Below are 17,747 nucleotides of genomic sequence, written 5' to 3'. Positions count from 1 at the left end.
TTCATCTGGCTAAAAATATCTCCGCCGGAGGCATGCGCCGCAGGCGCATTCAGCAAGCGGCTTGCGTGCCTCCGATCCAGACGTCGGCAATGGCGCGGTCGTCGCCCATCATGATGGTCGGAAACACGGCCTCCCACAGATCATCTGCGTGGGCCTCACGCTGGGCAATCGCCGGGGTCGAGGCAAGGTCGATCACAATCAGATCCGCCTCCATCCCCGGAGCAATATTGCCGATGCAATCCTCCATCCGCAGTGTCCGCGCCGAACCGACTGTACCCAGCCACAGCAACTGCGCCGGGTGCAGGGGGCGGCCGCGCAACTGGCCGATCTCGTAAGCGGCGGCCATCGTGCGCAGCATCGAAAAGCTGGACCCGCCGCCCGTATCGGTGGCCAGCCCGACCCGGTGGCCGTCATGGATCAGCCCGTTCATGTCAAAAAGACCCGAGCCGATGAAAGTGTTCGACGTCGGGCAATGCACCAGCGCCGCGTCCACCTCGCGCAACCGGTCGCGCTCGCGGTCTTCCAAATGGATGACGTGGCCATACAAGCCGTTCTGACCCAGCAGTCCAAATTTCTCATAGGTGTCCAGATAATCCCGCGCGTCGGGGAACAGGGACCGAACCCACTCGATCTCGTCCGTCTGCTCGCTCAGATGGGTTTGCATCAGGCAATGCGGATGCTCGGCCCAAAGCGCCCCCAAAGCCTCAAGCTGTTCGGGCGTCGAGGTGGGCGAAAAACGCGGCGTGATCGCGTAGGACAACCGATCCACGCGGTGCCATTTCTCCAGCAGGGCCTCGGACTGGTCATAGGCTGTCTGCGCGGTGTCCTGCAGCCCTTCGGGGGTGTTGCGGTTCATACAGGTCTTGCCCGCGACGACCCGCTGGCCGCGCTGTTGAGCGACCGAGAAGAACGCATCGACGCTTTCGGGATGGATCGTGCAGAAACTGCACATGGTCGTCGTGCCATGTGCCGTTGTCAGGTCGAGATAGCGGTTGGCAATCTCAGTCGCATAGCCCGTGTCGCCGAACTTCATCTCTTCGGGGAACGTATAGGTGTTCAGCCAATCGATCAGCCGTTTGCCCCAGCTGGCGATCATTGCGGTTTGCGGATAATGAACGTGGGGATCAACAAAGCCCGCCATGATCAGATGGTTGCCATAGTCCCGCGTTTCGGCATCCGGATGCGCGCTGCTCAGCGCGTCCAGCGCGCCGACGGCCTGAACGCGCCCGTCTTCGATCAGAACGGCTTCGTCCAGCCGGGTCGCGTCGGTTGGCTCCCCTTCAAACGGCGATCCGTCGAAACTCAGAACGCGCCCTTTCAAAAGCGTCTTTTGCGCCATTCGCCCTGTTCCCTAGCTGTTTGAGACCGTTGATCAGCATAGGCGTGCGAAAGATGTGGGTAAATCGGCGCATTGTCATTGTTTTCCGGTAGCTGCTTCTTCTAATTAAGGGCCAATGGCAAAATAAGCGGGAGCAGCACATGACGACAGGCTTTGATGATCCCGTAGCCGACTCTGCCACCGACGAAGACGTCTATGCGCTGGACCGCCGAACCGTGGCGGCGATTCTCTATGCGGTGGATGTGGAAGATCGGTCCCAGCTGATCGAGTTGATGGAGCCGCTGCACGCCGCCGACATCGCCGACCTTCTGGAACAGATCAACCCCTATGACCGCGCCCGCCTGATCCGTCTGTATGACAAGGAATTCGACGGCGACATTCTGTCGGAACTTGATGAAGCCGTCCGGGAAGAGGTCATCGGTGTTCTGAAGCCGGATGTTCTGGCCGAAGCGGTGCGGGACATGGAAAGCGACGATGTCGTTGACCTGCTGGAAGACCTTGAGGAACCCCAGCAGGAGACCATTCTGGACGCGCTGGAAGATTCCGAGCGTTTGGCGGCAGAGCAGGCGCTGTCCTACCCCGAAAGCTCGGCCGGTCGCCTTATGCAGCGCGAGGTCGTCATGGCGCCCGAGCATTGGACCGTAGGGCAGGCCATCGATTTCATGCGCGCCAATGATGACCTGCCCGAGCAGTTCTATCACGTCGTTTTGGTCGATCCGCGCCTGAAACCCATTGCGCAGGTCACGCTGGGCAAGCTGATGGCGACGCGGCGCGAGGTTCCGTTGCTGGATCTGGCCGAGGAGGAATTCCACATCATTCCCGTCGATCAGGACGAAGAGGATGTGGCCTATGCGTTCAACCAGTACCACCTGATCTCGGCCCCCGTGGTTGACGCCGATGGCCGTTTGGTCGGGGTGATCACCATCGACGACGCCATGGTGGTTCTGGATGAGGAACACGAGGAAGACATCCTGCGTCTGGCCGGTGTCAGCGACGAAAGCTCTCTGTCGGATAGTGTGGCCGCGACCAGTCGTCGGCGTCTGCCGTGGCTGGCGGTGAATCTGTGTACGGCCATTTGTGCCTCGCTGGTGATTTCGCAGTTCGAGGCGGCGATTGATCAACTGGTGGCACTGGCGATCCTGATGCCGATTGTGGCCTCGATGGGCGGCAATGCGGGTACGCAGTCGCTGACCGTTGCGGTGCGGGCGTTGGCCACGCGCGACCTGACCGGTTCAAACGTGGGGCGTGTGATCCGGCGAGAGCTGTTGGTCGGCATGCTCAACGGGCTGTGTTTTGCCATCGTTCTGGGGACGGTTGGGATGCTGTGGTTCGACTCGCCGCTGCTGGGCGTCGTGATTGGATCAGCCTTGGTCGTGAACATGATCATCGCGGGCTTTGCGGGTACGGTAGTACCGGTCTTGCTGGACCGAATGGGCGTTGACCCGGCTCTGGCATCGGGGACCTTTGTGACAACCACAACGGATGTCATGGGGTTCTTTATCTTCTTGGGGCTGGCCAGCGTGGTGCTTTTGTGACCGATCTGACTGAAATCAAGGCCGCAGCGCGCAAAGCGGCGTTCGCCCGCCGCAAAGCTGCGTTTGACGCGCGCCTGCCCGGCGCCGCAGGGCGTCTGTCCGAAGTGCTGGCTGGCTACCGCGGTGTGCCGCTGTCGGGCTACATGCCAATCCGAACCGAGATTGATCCGCTGCCCGCCATGGCCGAGGCCTCGGCCTATGGTCCGGTCTGTGTGCCTGTGATTCAAGCCGCCGGTCAGGCGCTCAAGTTTTCGCGCTGGACGCCCGAAGGCGCGCTGAAAGACGGGCCTTTCGGGGCAAAAGTGCCCGAGGTTGACGACTATTTCGACCCCGAGATCCTGATCGTCCCGCTGGTGGCCTTCGATTCTCAGGGTGGCCGCTTGGGTTATGGTGGCGGGTTCTACGACCGTACACTGGAAGGACTGCGCGCCAAGCGTCCGACGCTGGCCATAGGGTTCGCCTTCGATGCGCAAGAGGCCGAGGGGCTGCCGCTGGAACCGACCGATCAGCCGCTGGACATGGTCATCACCGAAAGCCGGGTGCTGAGTTTCGGACCCTAACCCATATTCTCTGCCCGGAAATACTCCCACGCATCTTGTGTTGAGCCATCGGGCAAGGTGCAGGTCCCTGTTTGACCGTCCGCGCCGTCCTTTATCTCGTACTGCCCGCCTTTTTCGACGCAGTAGGTCGCCGCCGGGTTGGCAAGTTCGGTCGATTGTTTCGACGGCTGATCGCAGGCCGCCAGAGGGATCAGTATGGCAACCGAAATGAGGTAGCGGGTCATAAATCTCTCCTGTCCAATGCAGTTTTGCGCTCTATCGCCATAGTTTAACCGCTTGTGCTTGGCATTGACCACACTTAGGACGGTTGGCATGAGGATACTTTTTCTGGGTGACGTCATGGGCCGCGCGGGACGCACGGCCATCCAGCAGCATCTGCCGCGTCTGCGCGACGAATGGCGGCTGGATTTCGTTGTGGTGAATGGTGAGAATGCCTCGAACGGGATGGGCCTGACGGGCGATCACGCCAAGCTGTTGCTGGATGCGGGCGCGGATTGTCTGACGCTGGGTGATCATGCCTTCGATCAGAAGGACATGCTGCAATTCATCGAGAAAGAGCCGCGCATCGTGCGCCCGGTGAACTTTGCCAAAGGCGCACCGGGGCGGGGGCATCGCCTGTTCAATGCGCCCGGCGGCCGCAAGGTGCTGGTGGCTCAGGTGCTTGGGCAGGTCTTCATGAAACGGCCCTTTGACGATCCGTTTTCGGCCATTGAACCGATCCTGAAATCCCACCCGCGCGGCGGGCAGGCCAACGCCATCATCGTTGATATGCATTGCGAGGCCACGTCCGAGAAGATGGCGATGGGCCATTACTGCGACAAGCGCGCCAGCCTTGTGGTGGGGACGCATACGCATGTGCCGACGGCGGATTCACAGATCCTGCCCGGTGGCACCGCCTATCTGACGGATGCGGGCATGTGCGGCGACTATGACTCGGTCATTGGCATGGACAAGATCGAGCCGATGCGCCGTTTCATCACCGGCATGCCCAAGGCCCGCTTTACCCCGGCGAATGGCGAGGCAACGCTAAGCGGTGTATTCGTCGAGACCAACGATCAGGACGGCAGCGCAAAAACCGTGCGAATGGTGCGCGTCGGTGGGCGGTTGGAACAGGCGGGGCCGTAAAGGCTTGCTCTGCCCCGCGCAATGCGGGAAACTACCCATCAGGCGCTTGGGCCAGGGTTCGGACAGAATACCACGAATGCAATTCCTCACACTGACAGATACGGGCAGCGCAATTCTGGCGCTTTTGATCGTTGCGGGCATGTTCGTCATGTTCCTGCGCGAGGTCTACCCGACCGAGGTTGTGGCCATTGGCGGCGTTGCCCTGATGTTGGTCACAGGCATTCTGCCCTACCAAAGCGCGCTGGCCGTCCTGTCGAACCCGGCCCCATGGACCATTGCCGCGATGTTCATCATCATGGGGGCGCTGGTGCGTACCGGAGCACTGGACGCCTTCACCTCGACCGCGCAGAAACAGGCGCAGGTGAACCCGCGCATTGCCATTGGGCTACTGATGGCGTTTGTGGTGCTGGCCTCGGCGGTTGTGTCGAATACGCCGGTCGTTGTGGTGATGATCCCGGTCTTTGTTCAGATCGCGCGCACGCTGAACGTTCCGGCCTCAAAACTGCTGATCCCGCTGAGTTATGCGGCCATTCTGGGCGGAACGCTGACCCTGATCGGAACCTCGACCAATCTGCTGGTGGATGGCGTAGCCCGCGCGCAGGGCATGGCGGCGTTTACGATCTTCGAGGTTACGCCATTGGGCATCGCTCTGGTCATTTATGGCATGGTCTACCTGCGCTTTATCGCCCCGCGCCTGCTGCCGGATCGCGACAGCATGGCAACCTTGCTCAGCGACCGGTCAAAGATGAAATTCTTTACCGAGGCCGTCATTCCCCCCGACAGCAACCTGATCGGGCGCGAGGTCACTGGGGTCCAGCTGTTCAAACGCCCCGGCGTACGTCTGATCGACGTGGTTCGGGGCGACGAGTCCCTGCGGCGCAACCTTAAAGGGATCGAGCTGCGCGTCGGTGACCGGGTGGTTCTGCGCACTGAAATGACCGAGCTTCTCAGCCTGCAAAGCAACAAAGAGCTGAAGCGCGTTGATCAGGTCTCGGCGGTTGAGACAAAAACTGTCGAGGTTCTGATCACCCCCGGATGCCGCATGGTCGGTCGCACGTTGGGCGCAATGCGTCTGCGTCGCCGGTATGGTGTCTATACTCTGGCCGTACATCGCCGGAATCAGAATATCGGGCGACAGCTGGATGATCTGGTGGTGCGTGTTGGTGACACGCTGCTGTTGGAAGGGGCCCCGGCGGATATTCAGCGTCTGGCGGCGGAAATGGATATGGTCGATGTCAGCCAACCTTCGGCCCGAGCGTTCCGCCGCAGCCATGCCCCGATTGCGATTGGCGCATTGATCGGGATCGTCGCTCTGGCCGCGCTGGGCGTGGCGCCTATTTTGTTGCTGTCGATCCTTGCGGTTGCGATTGTCCTTTTGACCCGCTGTATCGACGCGGATGAGGCGTTTTCCTTTGTCGAAGGCCGCCTGTTGGCGCTGATCTTTGCCATGCTGGCTATCGGGGCGGCGCTGGATGCCTCGGGCGCAGTATCGCTGATTGTGGAAGCCATCGCGCCGTCGCTGGGGCTGCTGCCGCCCTTCCTGATCATCTGGGCGGTTTACCTTCTGACCTCGGTCCTGACCGAGCTGGTGTCCAACAACGCGGTGGCGGTGGTTGTGACCCCCATTGCCATCGGTTTGGCGCAGGCGGTGGGCATTGATCCGCGCCCGCTGGTTGTTGCCGTTATGGTCGCCGCCTCGGCCTCGTTCGCGACACCTATCGGCTATCAGACCAACATGATGGTTTACGGCCCTGGCGGCTACCGGTTCACCGATTTCATGAAGGTTGGCATCCCGCTGAACCTGACGGTCGGCCTGCTGGCCTCGCTGCTGATCCCGCTGATCTGGCCGCTGTGATACCGGCGCTGTTTTGCCGAACGCAACGTCGCAACCTTGTAAATCCCGTTTCTGTCCCAATCTTTTCTTCAAATGTTTGAAGTAAAAGGACAGAATGATGCCTTTTCCAAAGATCGGTCAGGCCATTGTTGCCGGTGCAATCGTATTGACCCTGTTGGGCACCCACAGCATGGCGCAGAGTGACAGCGATCCGGCGCAAACACCGGATGCCGCGGTGTTGGAGAACACAAAATGGTCCGCCATCGGTATCGACGGGGCCGTGTTAAACGCCGAAAAAAGCCCCGAACTTGCCTTTGAAGCCGATGGTGCATTTGGCGGCAGCGGCGGGTGCAACCGGTTTACCGGACGGGCCCAGATGTCTGGGGATCGGATCGAATTCCCCGAGAATATCGCCGCGACCTTGATGGCCTGCCCGCCCGAGGCCGAGCAGACGGAACGCCAGTTCTTTGACGCGCTGCAACAGGTCGCGACCTATGCCGTTGCGGGCGACAGTCTGGTCATGCTGGATCAGAATGGCGAGCCGGTGTTGAAATTCATCCGCCTGCCCTAAGCGTTTACGCCACGGCCCGGGACCGGCCTGCGTTGCGGCCCGAGAAGATGCAGCCACCCAGGAACGAGCCCTCAAGCGCGTTATATCCGTGATAGCCACCGCCGCCGAACCCGGCGACCTCTCCGGCGGCGAACAGGCCGGGGACGACCTGACCATCTGCGCCGATCATCTGGCTGTCCAGATTGGTCTGCAATCCGCCCAAAGTCTTGCGGGTCAGGATATGCAGCTTGACCGCGATCAGCGGGCCATTGGACGGGTCGAGGAATTTGTGCGGCTTGGCTGTGCGGATCAGTTTGTCGCCGCGATAGTTGCGCGCCGCCAGAATCGCCGCAATCTGCGCGTCCTTGGTAAAGGGGTTGTCGACCTGGCTGTCCCGCGCCTCGATCTGGGCGCGCAGATGCGCCTCGTCGATCAGGCCGCCGCCCAGTTGGTTCATGCCGCTGACCAGTTCGGTTAGCGTGTTGGCAACAATGAAATCCTCGCCATGTTCCTTGAACGCTTCGACCGGGGTAGTGGCTTTTGACCCGGTCAGGACGCGCTGGAACAGCACCTCGCGCCAGCCACCTTCGGTCATGTCGGGGTTTTGTTCAGACCCCGACAGGGCGAATTCCTTCTTGATCACCTTCTGGGTCAACACAAACCAGCTATAGTCATACCCGGTTTTCAGGATTTCTTTCAGCGTGCCCAGCGTGTCAAACCCCGGCAGACATGGCGGTTTCATCCGGTTGCCGCGCGCGTCGAACCACATGGAACTGGGGCCGGGCAGGATGCGAATACCGTGCGAGGGCCAGATCGGGTTCCAGTTGCGCAGCCCTTCGGTGTAGTGCCACATCCGGTCGCCATTGATCACGTGCCCTCCGGCCTTTTCGCTGATCGCGATCATGCGGCCATCCACATGAAACGGAACACCCGCCACCATGTCCTTCGGGGGCTCGCCCAGCCTGTCACGGGGCCAGTTCTTGCGCACCATCTCGAAATTGCCGCCGATCCCGCCCGAGGTGACGATGACCGAGGGCGCATAGACCTCGAACTCACCCACCTCATCCCGGTTGGTTTTGGCACCGTGCGGAGCGGTATCATCCGCCAGCACCTCGCCCGAGACGCCCTTGGCGCTGCCGTTCTGCATGATGATATGGCTAACCTGATGGCGGAATTTCAACTCGATCCGTCCGGCGCTGACATGGTCACGCACGCGGCGGATGAAGTGTTTCAGAACGCCCGGACCGGTGCCCCACGTGATGTGAAACCGGGGAACCGAGTTGCCGTGACCGTCCGCATAAGACCCGCCTCGCTCGGCCCATCCCACGATTGGAAACCAGCGCAGACCCATCTCGTGCAGCCATGGGCGCATTTCTCCGGCGGCGAATTCCACATAAGCCTCGGCCCATTTGCGCGGCCACGCGTCCTCGTCCCGGTCGAACTGCGCGCTGCCCATCCAGTCGCGCAAGGCCAGGTCGTGGCTGTCCTTGATCCCCATCCGACGTTGTTCGGGGGTATCGACCATGAACAGCCCACCAAGGCTCCAGAATGCCTGACCGCCCAGAAAACGCTCAGGCTCCTGATCCAGCAGGATTACCTTTTTACCCCGATCACCCAGTTCCGCTGCCGCAACCAATCCCGCCAGTCCGCCACCGACGACAACCGCATCTGCCGTGTTATTGGTCATGAACAGTCCTTTCAGCGTTGGCGAAACCAGACAAGGAAGGGGAACACGACCGCATACATCGTAATCCCATAGACAGCAGATGGCAGGGCCAGGGGGCTGAACCCGCTATCCGTGCCGGTGATCAGGGCCGCCAGCGTGATCCCCAGCGTCGAGTTCTGGATACCTGTTTCGACCGAGACAGTTTTACTCTCGGGCCATGACAGATTTGCGGCACGCGCGATCCCCAGCCCGATCAGCAAAAGCGCAACGTTCAGGGAAATCAAGCCCGCACCCATGATCCCGAGGTTATCGACAAAAAGCTGCCAGTTTCCGGCCAGCGCGGCGACGACGATCAGAACGAACAATACGGTTGCCAGCTTGGACAAACCGTTTTCGATCCGGTTTGCAAACCCAGTTGCAAACCTGCGAAGTCCCACGCCGATGGCCACGGGAAGTGTTGTGATCAGGAACATGGCAATGGCCAGACCGCTGATCGAAACCTCGGGCGCGTTTTCGCCCATGAAATGCGTGATGGACCATGCTGCAAGAACGGGTACCGTCAGGATCGACAGGATGCTGATCACCGCCGTCAGGCTGACCGACAGGGCCACGTCCCCCTTGGCCAGTTTGGTCAGGATGTTGCTGGTCACACCGCCGGGACAAAAGCTGAGCAGCATGAAACCGACCGCGATTTCAGGTGGCAGGCCGAACAGCTTGACGGTCGTGAACGCCGCGATGGGCAGAAGGACGACCTGACATGCCGCACCGATTGCAAAAGGGTATTTGCGGCTCAGCACACGCCGGAAATCCGCGATTTCAAGCCCGACGCCCAGCGACAGCATGATAATGGCCAGCGAGATCGGCAGGCCGACATTAATGAGTAGATCCAAGAACAACTCCTCCCCAAGTCGTTTCGGATCAGCCTATGCTAGCCTGAAAGCCGCAGGCAATACCGCCGTTAGGTCACTTGTAGCGGTCGACGAAGCGTCTCAGGATTTCTCCGGGTTGGGTGACGTCTGCGGCGTTGCAGATATCGATCAGACGTTGCGCGTCTTCAGGCGGGAAATAGCCGTGATGCTTGTAGATATTGATGCGCTGCTCGAAATCCTTTGCGTCCGCCTCGGGGTGAAACTGCGTGGCATAGACGTTCCGGCCCCAGCGGATCATCTGAAACGGGCAGGGGTCAGACGCAATAAGGTGCACGCAGCCGTCAGGCAGAGCTTGCACGGCTTCCTTGTGGCCGACAAAGGCGTCGAATTCCGGGGTCAACCCTGCTGTCAAAGGGTCTGATGCGCCGTCGTCGGTCAGTCGGCAGGATGATGGGCCAACCGGCTCGCCGAACCGGGCTTTGCTGACATCCCCGCCCAGATGCGCGGCCAGAACGCCCAGCCCATAGCAGCAGCCCATGAAGGGATGATCTTGCGCCGTGATCTGAGGCATCAGCCCCATTACCGCGCCTTCGATCTTTGCGTCCAACGCGGATTTTGTCTCGGGCTCGTCACTGACGCAGCCCGGGCCACCGCCGACGATGACGCCCGCATAGTCGGTGACATCCAGCCCCGCGGGCAGGTCTTCGCAATCCAGCCGAATGCGGTGGGTCTGCTCGGGCGACAGACCGGTCTTGTCCAGGATCGAGGCATATTCCGCGTCCGAGGCATCGGTTTCGGGACGCAGTTGGAGGATCAGAAAACGTTTCATGGGCTGGCTTTACCTGTCAAAGCGGCCAGAACACAAGGATGGCGGGGATCGAGACGGCGATGATCAGGATCTCAAGCGGCAATCCCATGCGCCAATAGTCGCCAAACCGATACCCTCCGGGACCCAGAACCAGCGTATTGTTCTTGTGCCCAATCGGCGTCAGAAACGCGGCCGAGGCTGCCACGGCCACCGTCATCAGGAACGGATCCGGCGAAACGTCAAGCGTGCGGGCCATCTGGATACCGACCGGGGCGGCGACAATGGCAGTGGCTGTGTTGTTCAGAACGTCTGACAGTGTCATCGTCACAACCATCAGCACGGTCAGAATGGCCCAAGCGGGCAATCCGCCGGTCAATTGGATCAAGGCGTTGGCGATCAACTCGGTGCCGCCCGAGGTCTCCAAAGCGCTGCCCAGCGGGATCATCGAACCCAACAACACGACAACCGGCCATTCGATGTGATTATAGATGTCGCTGATGGGCATGATCTTGGTCAGGACATAGGCGATGACCACCAATCCCAAAGCGATAGGCAGATAGATCAGGCCGACACTGGCGGCCAGAACGGCGGCTGCGAACAGACCAATGGCGAGCCACGCCTTTTCATTCGCCGTCACGTTCAGGCCCCGTTGCGCCAGAGGCAGACAGCCCAGCCATTCGGTGACGTCGGCTCCCCGGTCGCGGGGGCAGAGCAGCAGAAGGATGTCACCGGCCTCGACTTCCGTCTTGCGGACCTGTTCTGTGATCCGGCGGCCTTGACGGGAAATACCCATCAGCACCGTGCTCTGCCGCCAGGCCAGCCCCAACCCTTGCGCGGTACGGCCCGTGATCCGGGCGCTTTCGGTGGCGACGACCTCGATAACCTCAAGCCCTTCGCCTTCGGCGGTCAGCACTTCTTGCCGCCGGGTATCCGAGAAATCCAGGTTCAGGGCGGCGCGGAACTCGTCCAGCGCCTCGGGGCGGGCTTCCAGAACCAGCGCGTCGCCTTCGGCCAGAGTCGCATGGGCAGAGCGGCCATAGCGCCGCTTGCCGTCCCGGATCAGGCCGATAATGGCCACGTCGGATTTTTCGGCGGCCTCGTACAGCTCGCTGACGCGCTTGCCGATATGGGACGATTCAGGCGGCAGGGTCAGTTCGGCGATATATTCGGCAAGGGTCTCGGACGCCTCTTCCTGCTCGCCCCGGTTGGGGATCAGTCGCCAGCCGATCAGAGATACAAAGGCCAGCCCGGCAATGGCGGCAATGCCACCGACCGGGGCGAAATCGAACATCCTGAAGGGCTCACCCAGCGTCTCTGCCCGAATTGAGGCGATGATGATATTGGGCGGCGTACCGATCAGGGTTGCCATCCCGCCCAGTATGGTCGCGAAACTCAGCGGCATCAGCGACAGGCCCACGGATCGTCCCGCCTTGCGTGCGGTCTGAATGTCCACCGGCATCAACAGGGCCAGTGCGGCGACGTTGTTCATGAAGGCCGACAGGACCGCACCGATCCCACCCATTAGCGCGATATGCGCCCCCAGACCGCGCGAGGCATCGACCAGAGTGCGCGTGATCAGGAACACGGCCCCGGACCGGACCAGCCCGGCCGAGACGACCAGCACAAGTGCGACGATGATCGTGGCCGGGTGCCCAAACCCCGCAAAAGCGTCGTCGACCGGCACCACGCCCAGCACGACGCCCACCATCAAGGCGGCAAAGGCCACAAGGTCATAGCGGAAACGCCCCCATAGCAGCAGCCCAAAAACAGTAATGAAAAGCGCAAAAAGAATGATTTGATCTGTCGTCATGGGCTCACCATACCCGCAAGGGGGCGTCTCGCAAGCCGGTCTCTTGATCCTGCCCCCCGCAAACGTCTATATGAGCGCCGAATACGCAAACACGATGACGAGGACGCATTATGGCAGGCCACTCCAAATGGGCCAATATCCAGCACCGCAAGGGACGTCAGGACGCCGCGCGGTCCAAACTGTTTTCCAAACTGTCGAAAGAGATCACCGTGGCCGCCAAGATGGGCGACCCTGATCCCGATAAGAACCCGCGCCTGCGTCTGGCGGTGAAAGAGGCCAAGTCGAACTCGGTCCCCAAGGACGTGATCGACCGCGCGATCAAGAAATCGGTCGCGGGTGAAGGCGACGATTACGAAGAAATCCGGTACGAGGGCTACGGCCCCAATGGCGTTGCTGTGATTGTCGAGACGATGACGGATAACCGCAACCGGACGGCCTCGACCGTGCGCTCGACGTTTTCGAAGAATGGCGGCAATCTGGGTGAGACCGGCTCGGTCGGGTTCATGTTCGACCGCAAGGGTGAGGTTGTCTATCAGGCGGACGCAGGCGACGCGGATACTATTTTCGAAGCCGCGATCGAGGCCGGGGCCGAAGATGTCGAAAGCTCGGAAGACGGCCACATCATCTGGTGCGCGGATACTGATTTGAACGATGTGTCCAACGCGCTGGAAGAGGCGCTGGGTGAATCCGAATCCACCAAGCTGGTCTGGAAACCCACGACCACAACCGAACTTGGTCTGGAAGACATGCAAAAGCTGATGAAACTGGTCGATGCGCTGGAAGACGATGATGACGTGCAGCGCGTCACAACCAATTTCGAAGCGACTGATGAGGTCATGGCGCAGCTCTGACCCTTTTGACCTGATTGGTGTTGGGCCCGGCCAGTTTGGCCGGGCTTTTTTGTTTCGGGCATTTCACGTGATGCTTGGTCAAGGCCGGGGAACGCAATAGTCTGGGGGCCTGACAAAGCAACCGGGACGGGCGCGCAGGCTGGCTGCGTGGCTTGGGATTTCGACAAGAATGGCAAAAGACCCATCAGATCTGGCAAAGCGAAACGTTCCGGTTTTGGCCGGGCAGAGCATTCTGTCCCAGGTCGCCTGGACGCTGGGCAGCCCTTCGGTTGTTCTGCCGTTTCTGGCGGTGTCTTTTGAATTGCCGATGTTCGTCGCCGGGGCGTTGGTCTCGGTCCGGATGGTTGGCAGCATGATTGCTGATTTTTTCCTGGCCCGAACCATTGCCGCCCAGACGCAGAAAAAGCGCGGGATCGCGATGACCGAGGTTGCGATTGGCGCCTGCCTGTTGATCGCCATAGCTGTGGCGGCGACGGGATTGGTGCCCCTGATCGCGGTTGCATTCATTTCGATCTTTTTCCTGATCGGTCTGTTCGATGAGATCCAAAACCTGATGTATACGGATCTGATCGGGGATCATGTTCAGTCCAAATCCCGAATGCTGATGCATTACCTGCAACTGGGTGCAGGCGGTTTGGGCGCAATTGGGCTGGCATTGCTGGTCCACGAAATCACCAAGGACAACCCGCCCTTTTCCCGCCATTCTGCCGTTATTGCCGTTTCGGTCACGTTCTTCCTGCTGTCCGGCCTGTCGATCCTTGCCATGGCCGAGATTGGTCAGGCTACACAGGGCAAAGGCACTGAAAAATCGACACTGAAACTGTCGCTGAGGGCCAATATCCAATCCGTTCTCAGCATGTTTCAACATCAGTGGTTCCGGCGCTATCTGGTCATGCGGATGCCATTGGTGGTTGTCTCGCTATCTGTGCCCTTCTTCGCGCTGATCGCGGCCGAGGCGCATCACAGTTCGGCCAAAGGGCTGACGGCGATGATTGTGTCGTCGGCCTCGGGATATCTGGTCTCGGCCCCATTGTGGCAGATCGTGAACATGAAATCCCATCGCGCGGTCATGGTGGCCGGAACGCTGATGGTGGCGGCGACGGGGATCATCCTGCTGGGGTTTCACTATCTTGGTATCGATCACGAGGTTCATCTGCACGCGATTGCGTTGTTCATCGTCACGGTCGCGGTGACCGGGATCAGCAGCGCGCGCAAGCTGTACTTTCTGGACGTCGCGCCCAAAGAGCAGCGCGTTCAGGGGTCAGCCGCGATCAAAAGCATCGTGCGCCTGACCGCCGTTGCCGTATCCGCCGCCCTTGCAGGCGTTGCGCATCTGCACGAGGTGTCGCTGGCGGTCGCCTTCATCGTGTTGTGCAGTTTGATCGCCGCGGTGGCCTGTTACCGTGTGGTTTTGCCGAAAGAGGCACAGGTTGCGCCAGGCAGCGCAACCGGCACCTGATCCAAGATCGCGTTGCTTAGAAGAAGGAGGAAATCTCCTCCAGCGGCTTTTTCAACTTGGCCACAGCCGGAACCGTCGCGCTGTCCGACGGGTGTCCGACCGCAATGATCATCGTGGGCTTTTCCGAGGCCGGACGCCCCAAAGCGTCGTTGAGGAATTTCATGGGATTGGGCGTGTGCGTCAGGGTGGATAACCCCGCGTGGTGCAAGGCGGCCAGCAAAAAGCCGGTGGCGATGTTGACGCTTTCGGGAACGTAGTAGTTCTTGTAGCGCGTCCCGTCCTCGAACTCACCCCAGCGCTGGGCGAACACCACGATCAGCCAGGGGGCGATGGTCAGGTGCTCTTTGACGGCGTCGGTGCCGATGGGTTCCAGCGCCTTGATCCACTCATCGCTTGCACCGCCATCGTAGAACCGGCGCTCTTCTTCTTCTGCCTCTTCGCGGATGCGCTGTTTCAGGGCAGGGTCGGAAATGGCCGCGAAATGCCAGGGTTGATGGTTCGCACCAGAGGGCGCGGAACCCGCCGTACGCAGGCAGGTCTCGATCACCTGTTTTTCAACCGCTCGATCTGTGAAGTCGCGGACCGAGTGGCGCTGCCGCATCTTGTCATAGAAGGCCTGCGCCGCCTCCTGCATCTGTGCGTCTGTGATATCGCAGCGGTCGGGCAGGGGAATGGGATCATAGCTGAGAGCGTCGCGTGAAAACATAAAGTTACTCCGAAGGTTTCCCTTTTATCCGGCGGTCAGCGACAGAGATCAAGACTTTGGCAGCAGCGTGTTTGACTGCCCGGGTCAACGGGGCCAGCGCCGGGGCCAGAACGCGCCTGACCTGCCAGGTCAGCGCAATGTCCAGCGGCGCGTCCGGGACAATCGGCTGCAAGCGCCCATCTGATATGGGGCCGCGCACAAGGGGTTCGGGGTTCATGCCCCAGCCGATCCCCGCAATCGCCGCATCGACGAACCCATGGGATGACGGCAAAAAATGTGACGGAGGAGAAATGCGGCGACTGGTCCGCCCGGCAATCCACGCCTTTTGCAGCCCGTCCTTGCGATTGAATACAAGGTTGGGCGCCGCGCTGAGGGATTCGGCATCGACACCGTCGCGAAACCAGCGTCGGATGAAGTCCGGGCTGGCAGTTGGCAGGTATCGCATGGCGCCAAGCTCGACCGCGTCGCAGCCCGTGACCGGCTGGCCGCCCACGGTGATCGCCGCGCTGACCTCGCCTCGGCGCAGCCACTCGGCAGAATGGTCCTGATCGTCGATGACCAGATCGAACAGCAAGCCCGGTGCGTTGGCCATCGCACCCACGAACCACGTGGCCAGAACATCAGCTGGAATCGCCACCCGCACCCGTGCCGGATCGGTGCCTTGATCCAGCGTGAGCTCGCGGGCCAGCTGCGCCTCTAGCAGCCCGATATCCTCTGCATATTGTGCGATGCGCAGGCCAGCCGGTGTGCCGGTGCAGGGTGTCCCCCGGTTGATCAGCGCCGCGCCGATGCGATCCTCCAGCGCCTTGATCCGTTGCGAGATCGCCGAAGGCGTCACCGCCAGCGCGTTTGCGGCCGCGTCAAAGCTGCCATGGCGCAGAATGGCGGACAAAGCCGACAGATGGTTGGGATCAAGCAGCATTAGCCAGATTTAATTCACTTCAGCATCTTTAATTTGATAGAGCGCGCCGCGACCGCTAGTCAACGCCTCGCAACAGCAGGAGGCCCTATGTCGACAACCCTTATCGCCGGATTTGTGCTCAGCTTCAGCCTGATTCTTGCCATCGGGGCGCAAAACGCCTTCATCCTGCGGCAGGGTGTGCGGCGCGAGCATGTGTTTGTCCTGTGCCTGACCTGCGCGGTCTCTGACGCGATCCTGATTGCAGCGGGTGTGGCGGGGTTTGGTTCGTTGGCAAAGGCAATGCCCTGGTTCGAACCCGTCATGCGGTACGGCGGGGCCGCGTTTCTGACCTGGTACGGGCTGCGCAGCTTTCTGTCGGCCTGGCGGGGTGGGGCGGCATTGGAGGCAGGCAATGGCCAACGTACTAGCCTGCGCAGCGCGTTGCTGACAGTGTTGGCCTTCACCTGGCTGAATCCGCATGTTTATCTGGATACGGTTGTCCTGATCGGTTCGATTTCGGCGCAATATGACGACCGGCTGAGCTTTGCGGTCGGGGCCATTCTGTCCAGCTTTGTGTTCTTCTTTTCCCTTGGCTACGGGGCCCGAATTCTGTCCCCGCTTTTTGCACGTCCCCGGGCCTGGCAGGTGCTGGATGTCCTTATCGGTCTGGTCATGCTGAGTATCGCTTTGAAACTTGTTATCATGTGAAGGGTTGTTCCCGAGCGGGTTTCAGTGTTCAACCAAAGCCATGACCACCCTTGCCGTTTCATCCCGCCCGATCGCAGGCATGTTCTGGATGTTTTCCGCCGGGCTGTGCTTTGTTGTCATGACCGCGCTGGTGAAATCGCTCGGCTCGACGATGGACCCCATACAGGCGGCGTTCCTGCGTTATGCGCTGGGGCTTGTGTTTCTGCTGCCCGCCTTGCGATCCATCCTGGCCACCCGTCTCAGCAAACGTGATCTGACGCTGTTCGGGCTACGTGGCGTGATCCATGCGGGCGCAGTGATGCTGTGGTTTTATGCGATGACCCAGATCCCATTGGCCGAAGTTACCGCAATGAACTACATGACGCCGGTTTACGTCACCCTTGGGGCTGCGCTGTTTTTGGGCGAAAAACTAGCGTTTCGCCGGATCGCTGCCATTCTGGTCGCGGTGGTGGGCGTGCTCATCATCCTGCGCCCCGGATTCCGAGAGGTCTCGACCGGGCACATAGCAATGATCGGAACGGCACTGACGCTGGGCGGGTCTTACTTGTTGGCCAAGCTGCTGGTGCGCGATATCCCGCCCTCGGTCGTGGTGGCGCATTTGTCGATCTGGACGACGCTGGCTTTGATCCCTTTCGCCATTGCGGTCTGGAGCGCGCCCAGCTTGCGCGACATCGGTGTTCTGTTCCTGATCGCCACTTTTGCCACCGCCGGGCATTATTTCATGACGCTTGCCTTGCAGGCGGCCCCGGTTGCGGTGACGCAGCCGGTAACGTTCCTGCAACTGATCTGGGCGACCTTGCTGGGCGCCGCTGTGTTTCACGAAGGCGTTGACGTGTGGGTGGTGGCTGGTGGTACGTTGATCCTTGCGGCGGTCAGTTTCATTTCCTGGCGCGAACTGGTGCTGAACCGCCGTGACGTGACCCCACCCAGCATCGCGACCAAGCTGTAACCCGGCGTGGCTTCGTTATTGATTGACGAGTCAATAAAAACGCCCTAGCTTTGGCGTGTAGCGCCAGTTCAGGGGGT

17 protein-coding genes are annotated in these 17,747 nt (G+C 60.7%); 9 read left to right on the top strand and 8 right to left on the bottom strand.

The window, feature by feature from the left end; translation table 11 throughout:
* Window positions 1-49 precede the first annotated feature (49 nt).
* Window positions 50-1,339, bottom strand: coding sequence for a guanine deaminase (guaD, locus tag ACR0KX_RS17190; protein WP_170624388.1), 1,290 nt, complete (start codon window positions 1,337-1,339; stop codon window positions 50-52).
* A gap of 140 nt (window positions 1,340-1,479) precedes the next feature.
* On the opposite strand from guaD, the gene mgtE reads away from it, so the two are divergent.
* A complete protein-coding gene (gene mgtE, locus ACR0KX_RS17185) occupies window positions 1,480-2,874 on the top strand; it encodes a magnesium transporter (RefSeq protein ID WP_170454938.1) in 1,395 nt (464 codons plus the stop codon).
* Window positions 2,871-3,434 carry a 5-formyltetrahydrofolate cyclo-ligase gene (locus ACR0KX_RS17180; RefSeq protein WP_170624386.1) on the top strand — a complete coding sequence of 188 codons (564 nt, stop codon included), beginning with the start codon at window positions 2,871-2,873 and terminating at the stop codon, window positions 3,432-3,434. The genes mgtE and ACR0KX_RS17180 overlap by 4 nt, the downstream gene beginning before the upstream one ends.
* On the opposite strand, the gene ACR0KX_RS17175 is transcribed toward ACR0KX_RS17180, so the two are convergent.
* Window positions 3,431-3,658, bottom strand: coding sequence for a DUF333 domain-containing protein (locus ACR0KX_RS17175; protein ID WP_170624384.1), 228 nt, complete (start codon window positions 3,656-3,658; stop codon window positions 3,431-3,433). The genes ACR0KX_RS17180 and ACR0KX_RS17175 overlap by 4 nt on opposite strands.
* An 88-nt stretch (window positions 3,659-3,746) precedes the next feature.
* On the opposite strand from ACR0KX_RS17175, the gene ACR0KX_RS17170 reads away from it, so the two are divergent.
* The 3 genes from ACR0KX_RS17170 to ACR0KX_RS17160 all read left to right on the top strand — a co-directional run bounded on the left by ACR0KX_RS17170 (window position 3,747) and on the right by ACR0KX_RS17160 (window position 6,964).
* On the top strand, window positions 3,747-4,559 hold the full coding sequence (locus tag ACR0KX_RS17170; protein WP_170624382.1) for a TIGR00282 family metallophosphoesterase: 813 nt from the start codon (window positions 3,747-3,749) through the stop codon (window positions 4,557-4,559).
* Between the two features lie 76 nt (window positions 4,560-4,635).
* Entirely contained in the window at window positions 4,636-6,414 is a 1,779-nt protein-coding gene (locus ACR0KX_RS17165; protein WP_170454930.1) for an SLC13 family permease, read from the top strand.
* Window positions 6,415-6,508: 94 nt separating this feature from the next.
* Window positions 6,509-6,964 (top strand): META domain-containing protein, encoded by a 456-nt coding sequence (locus tag ACR0KX_RS17160; protein WP_480626963.1) that lies wholly within the window; start codon window positions 6,509-6,511, stop codon window positions 6,962-6,964.
* A 4-nt stretch (window positions 6,965-6,968) separates the two neighbouring features.
* Here the strand turns inward: ACR0KX_RS17160 and ACR0KX_RS17155 are convergent, their stop codons facing one another.
* The 4 genes from ACR0KX_RS17155 to ACR0KX_RS17140 form a co-directional block, all read right to left on the bottom strand.
* Window positions 6,969-8,630 carry an FAD-binding dehydrogenase gene (locus ACR0KX_RS17155; protein WP_170519948.1) on the bottom strand — a complete coding sequence of 554 codons (1,662 nt, stop codon included), beginning with the start codon at window positions 8,628-8,630 and terminating at the stop codon, window positions 6,969-6,971.
* An 11-nt stretch (window positions 8,631-8,641) separates the two neighbouring features.
* Window positions 8,642-9,499, bottom strand: coding sequence for a bile acid:sodium symporter family protein (locus tag ACR0KX_RS17150; RefSeq protein WP_170519950.1), 858 nt, complete (start codon window positions 9,497-9,499; stop codon window positions 8,642-8,644).
* Between the two features lie 73 nt (window positions 9,500-9,572).
* Window positions 9,573-10,307, bottom strand: a complete 735-nt coding sequence (locus ACR0KX_RS17145) for a glutamine amidotransferase (protein ID WP_170454922.1) — start codon at window positions 10,305-10,307, stop codon at window positions 9,573-9,575.
* Window positions 10,308-10,323: 16 nt separating this feature from the next.
* Window positions 10,324-12,096 (bottom strand): SLC13 family permease, encoded by a 1,773-nt coding sequence (locus tag ACR0KX_RS17140; RefSeq protein ID WP_170454920.1) that lies wholly within the window; start codon window positions 12,094-12,096, stop codon window positions 10,324-10,326.
* A gap of 110 nt (window positions 12,097-12,206) precedes the next feature.
* Here ACR0KX_RS17140 and ACR0KX_RS17135 point away from each other — a divergent pair, with 110 nt between their 5' ends.
* Together ACR0KX_RS17135 and ACR0KX_RS17130 are read left to right on the top strand one after the other, a co-directional pair.
* The gene (locus tag ACR0KX_RS17135; protein WP_170519960.1) at window positions 12,207-12,947 is read left to right on the top strand and encodes a YebC/PmpR family DNA-binding transcriptional regulator; all 741 of its coding nucleotides are present in this window, start codon (window positions 12,207-12,209) and stop codon (window positions 12,945-12,947) included.
* Window positions 12,948-13,116: 169 nt separating this feature from the next.
* A complete protein-coding gene (locus ACR0KX_RS17130) occupies window positions 13,117-14,406 on the top strand; it encodes a permease (RefSeq protein ID WP_170624378.1) in 1,290 nt (429 codons plus the stop codon).
* 16 nt (window positions 14,407-14,422) lie between these two features.
* On the opposite strand, the gene ACR0KX_RS17125 is transcribed toward ACR0KX_RS17130, so the two are convergent.
* Together ACR0KX_RS17125 and ACR0KX_RS17120 are read right to left on the bottom strand one after the other, a co-directional pair.
* The gene (locus ACR0KX_RS17125) at window positions 14,423-15,112 is read right to left on the bottom strand and encodes a nitroreductase family protein (protein ID WP_170624376.1); all 690 of its coding nucleotides are present in this window, start codon (window positions 15,110-15,112) and stop codon (window positions 14,423-14,425) included.
* 4 nt (window positions 15,113-15,116) lie between these two features.
* Window positions 15,117-16,034, bottom strand: coding sequence for a LysR family transcriptional regulator ArgP (locus ACR0KX_RS17120; RefSeq protein ID WP_170624374.1), 918 nt, complete (start codon window positions 16,032-16,034; stop codon window positions 15,117-15,119).
* Window positions 16,035-16,121: 87 nt separating this feature from the next.
* On the opposite strand from ACR0KX_RS17120, the gene ACR0KX_RS17115 reads away from it, so the two are divergent.
* Window positions 16,122-16,721, top strand: a complete 600-nt coding sequence (locus tag ACR0KX_RS17115; protein ID WP_170624372.1) for a LysE/ArgO family amino acid transporter — start codon at window positions 16,122-16,124, stop codon at window positions 16,719-16,721.
* 40 nt (window positions 16,722-16,761) lie between these two features.
* Entirely contained in the window at window positions 16,762-17,670 is a 909-nt protein-coding gene (locus tag ACR0KX_RS17110; protein ID WP_170454910.1) for a DMT family transporter, read from the top strand.
* Window positions 17,671-17,747: the final 77 nt, after the last annotated feature.

It is taken from the genome of Ruegeria sp. BG5 (assembly GCF_056538425.1).
Note: the sequence above shows the minus strand (reverse complement) of the source record. Positions and strands in the feature narration are given on the sequence as shown.